Here is a 3,530-nt window from a genome sequence, read left to right as displayed (position 1 = left end):
GGGGTGCCCTGGCTCGCGGGGGAGTCCTCGACGTCGTAGGGCGCGGGCCGGCTCTCGACGCATCCGCCCCAGGCGACACCCATCTTCGTGAAGAGGGTGAGGCGGTTGGCCTTCGTGGCGAAGATCTGGGAATGGTAGGAGGCGAGGCCATCCCTGTCGATGAAGGCGTCCCCGGCGCGGCTTGCCCCGACATTCACCGTCATTGAGAACGGGACGACGGCGACCTTCAGGGCATTCGGCTTGGCCGGATCGGCCTCCTCGAAGAGGTTGTTGACGAGGTCGGTGGCCGCCGTCTTCAGGTTGGCGAGCTTGGCACCGGCCATCGAGCCCGTGTTGTCGAGGACGAGGGCCACTTCGAGGTTGCCCGACCCGCGCTTCGAAGTCCCGGACACGTTCAGGCCCAGGCTGGTGAAGCCGACCACGCGCGCCAGCGTCGTCGGCGTCGCGCCGGTCAGGGTCACCCGGATGGTCTCGCCCGAACGGAACGTGGCGACATCGACCCCGGTCGCCTGACTCTCCGCCATCGCGGCCGTCACCTGGCGCTTGGCGCGGTCGGCGAGATCCGCGTCCGACAGTCCGGAGGGAAGCTTGGCGAGCGAGAGAGCGGCCGCATCGACCGCGTTCTGAGCCTTGCGGCGGGCGTTGGTGTTGGCGCTGAGGTCGATCGCCATGCCGGAGAGGGCGAGGAGCGGAATCAGCGTCAGCGCGAAGATGACCGCGACGCCACCGCGCTCGTCGGCCCCGAGCCGAGCAACGATTGATGCAGTGGGAAACGTCCCGAACATACGCCCAGCATTGCAGGCCGACGTAAACGAAGTCGCTACGTCATCGAGAGAAACAAGCGGATCGCATCGGCCAGGAATTGCCACACCACACGGTTGCAATCCTGTCGATCAGCTTCGAGTGAACGGCTCTTGAGCCTTCGGGTGCATCCCGTCACGGAGCGGGGGGAGGGGATATAGCTTGGCGGTTCGTGACGGGTTCGGGCGGCGGCAGCATGCACGAACCGTTAACCATATCCTGACCAGCCTGCCTTTTGCGGGAAGCAGGTATCATCGTGATCACGGATCGTTCGATCGACCTCGAGGCCTGCCCCGTTCCCCTCGACCTGCTCGGGCGGGTCTACCGGGCCGATGCCGACACGCTGTCGCGCCTGATCGCCGATATCCCGGAGCGAAAGCGGGCGCGCTTGGCGGCCTACCTCTACGGCCGCAGCCACACGCACGAGCTCGGTCTGAAGGTGGCGGCGGCCTGCACGATGGCGGCCCTCCGGACGGCCGAAGGCCCCCTCGGGGAAGCCATCCACGCCCAGTCGCGCCGCAGCTACGCGCCGCCGACCCATGGCGAAAGCCGCCCGGCCTCCGTAAGGAAGATCACGCTGGCCGGTTCGCGCCTCGGGGCGAGCCTTGTGCCGGAGCGGGCGGACGCACGGCGGTAGAGCGATGGCGGATGTGATCAACGGCGATTTTCGCAACGGCCGCGAGGCCCTAGCCGGCCTGGATCACGTCTTCGGAGACGTCGCCGGGCTGCGCGTGGGCCTGCGCCGCATCGAGGCACCCCACGGTGACGAGCTGCAGGTCACGGTGAGTGCGGAAGCCTTGTCTGTTCCGCGTCAGGTCGCCGTCGTTCTCGCGAACCCGGCGGGGGAGGACGAGGCCGACCGGATCGGCAAGGCGGTCCTCGAAGCCCTCCAGCTCGCCGAGGGCCTGCGCCGGGGGACGGTTTAGCGGTACGATCGCGTCATTGCCGAACGAAGGGGGCGATCCTCGGCGTGGGATTACGCCGAGGGCTGGTTTGGGATCGCCGGAGGGCCGAGCATCGGGGAAGTTGCGATCAAGTCCGTGCGGATGGATTTGCCCAGGGCCTGCGTGTCGGATGACCTTGCGCCTGAGTGGGTCGGGAGGACGTCGGGTGCCCCGGCCTATTCGACAGCATCCAGAGACGCAACGACGTGTCCAACGTCCAGCCGGCCTCCCCGTCCCGAGCTAACCCTCATCCGGAAGGCGACTTCGCCGGGCGTATCGATCAGCACGACCGTCAGGGTACTGCGGCCGTCGTGCAGCTAGGCGGTCACGCCGTCATCCGCCGGGTCTAGGCCCACGATGGCGGGCTGGGTGAACCCTTTAGGCGTTGAGACTGACCTTAGCGCGGCATCCTGCCCCCTACAGAGTAAGGCGCAGCCGCTCCCCGTCTCGAATTTGCATGATGTGCTCCGTTCAAGGGCTCAATTGACAGCTCGCGCCGCGTTCCAAAACGGGAACAAATCACGAACTGCAACGCTCCGTTAGCCACGTTGCCACGCGGTCACAGGCCCGTTGGACGGTCGCTCCGCCTGAACGCTCGAATGCTCAAGACCTTTCGAGGCTTTGTTCCCCAGTGCCCACGCAAGGCGTTTTCACACGCGATCGTAGTTTTCCGGAAAGCTTAACGGTTTGTTGCCGGTGTGGGCCTAGGACATCCCAATCTTTCAAGGAGCTTTCCGATGCGTGTCCTGCTGATCGAGGACGATGCCTCCGTCGCCGCCAGCATCGAATTGATGCTCAAGTCCGAGAGCTTCAACGTCTATACCACCGACCTAGGCGAGGAAGGGATCGACCTCGGCAAGCTCTACGACTACGACATCATCCTGCTCGACCTGACGCTGCCGGACATCTCGGGCTACGAGGTGCTGCGCAGCTTGCGCGTCGCCAAGGTCAAGACGCCGATCCTGATCCTCTCCGGCCTGGCCGGCATCGAGGACAAGGTGAAGGGCCTCGGTTTCGGGGCCGACGACTACCTCACCAAGCCCTTTCACAAGGACGAGCTCGTCGCCCGCATCCACGCCATCGTGCGCCGCTCGCAGGGGCACGCCCAGTCGGTGATCACCACGGGCGACCTCGTCGTGAACCTCGACGAGAAGACCACCACCATCGCGGGCGCCCGCGTGCACCTCACCGGCAAGGAGTACCAGATCCTGGAGCTCCTCGCCCTGCGCAAGGGCACGACGCTCACGAAGGAGATGTTCCTCAACCACCTCTACGGCGGCATGGACGAGCCCGAGCTCAAGATCATCGACGTGTTCATCTGCAAGCTGCGCCGCAAGCTCGCCAACGCCTCGGGCGGCAAGAACTACATCGAGACCGTCTGGGGCCGCGGCTACGTCCTGCACGACGGCGTCTCCGCGATGCGCGCCATGGCGGGCTGATCCGGGCGGCCCGTCACCCCCTCTGTCGCTCTGATCTTTAACCGCTATGGCTGCCGGGCGGCGCCTTCGGCATCGGGTCGCGGGCATCGCGACCGGACCCGCCTGCCCGGGATCTCGAGCCGGCGAGATATTTCCTTGGAACTACGCGTCGGGGCGGGTGTTAATCTGCTCGGTTACCAAGATGTGAATCTTCAGGTCTTGTTAGTTTGCTGGGCTCGATATCGATCTATCCTGGGTGTTGCTCAAATGCACTAGAGCTCAGCCTGGCTCTCACGGTAGAACCGCTTCACACCGCACCGAGAGTGCGCCTCTGGTTCCCGGCAGTCCTCACATGATCAAGACGCTC

General features: G+C 65.4%; 4 protein-coding genes. 3 read left to right on the top strand and 1 reads right to left on the bottom strand.

The window, feature by feature from the left end; translation table 11 throughout:
• The coding region (locus K2X24_RS16215) for a TadE/TadG family type IV pilus assembly protein (protein ID WP_292499383.1) at positions 1-785 on the bottom strand (785 nt) is incomplete at its 3' end.
• A 272-nt stretch (positions 786-1,057) separates the two neighbouring features.
• Between K2X24_RS16215 and K2X24_RS16210 the strand changes: the two genes are divergently transcribed.
• The 3 genes from K2X24_RS16210 to ctrA all read left to right on the top strand — a co-directional run bounded on the left by K2X24_RS16210 (position 1,058) and on the right by ctrA (position 3,184).
• The gene (locus tag K2X24_RS16210) at positions 1,058-1,438 is read left to right on the top strand and encodes a hypothetical protein (RefSeq protein WP_292499382.1); all 381 of its coding nucleotides are present in this window, start codon (positions 1,058-1,060) and stop codon (positions 1,436-1,438) included.
• Between the two features lie 4 nt (positions 1,439-1,442).
• The gene (locus K2X24_RS16205) at positions 1,443-1,727 is read left to right on the top strand and encodes a hypothetical protein (RefSeq protein WP_292499381.1); all 285 of its coding nucleotides are present in this window, start codon (positions 1,443-1,445) and stop codon (positions 1,725-1,727) included.
• A gap of 755 nt (positions 1,728-2,482) precedes the next feature.
• The gene (gene ctrA, locus K2X24_RS16200) at positions 2,483-3,184 is read left to right on the top strand and encodes a response regulator transcription factor CtrA (RefSeq protein WP_292499380.1); all 702 of its coding nucleotides are present in this window, start codon (positions 2,483-2,485) and stop codon (positions 3,182-3,184) included.
• Positions 3,185-3,530: the final 346 nt, after the last annotated feature.

The organism is Methylobacterium sp. (assembly GCF_019750675.1).
GTDB lineage: Bacteria > Pseudomonadota > Alphaproteobacteria > Rhizobiales > Beijerinckiaceae > Methylobacterium.
The sequence above is the reverse complement of the archived record's forward strand: the minus strand, read 5'-3'. Positions and strand labels throughout refer to the sequence as shown.

Coding starts and splice junctions, on each gene's coding strand:
- K2X24_RS16205 (WP_292499381.1), top strand. CDS start 1,443: ATGGCGGATGTGATCAACGGCGATTTTCGCAACGGCCGCGAGGCCCTA.
- ctrA (WP_292499380.1), top strand. CDS start 2,483: ATGCGTGTCCTGCTGATCGAGGACGATGCCTCCGTCGCCGCCAGCATC.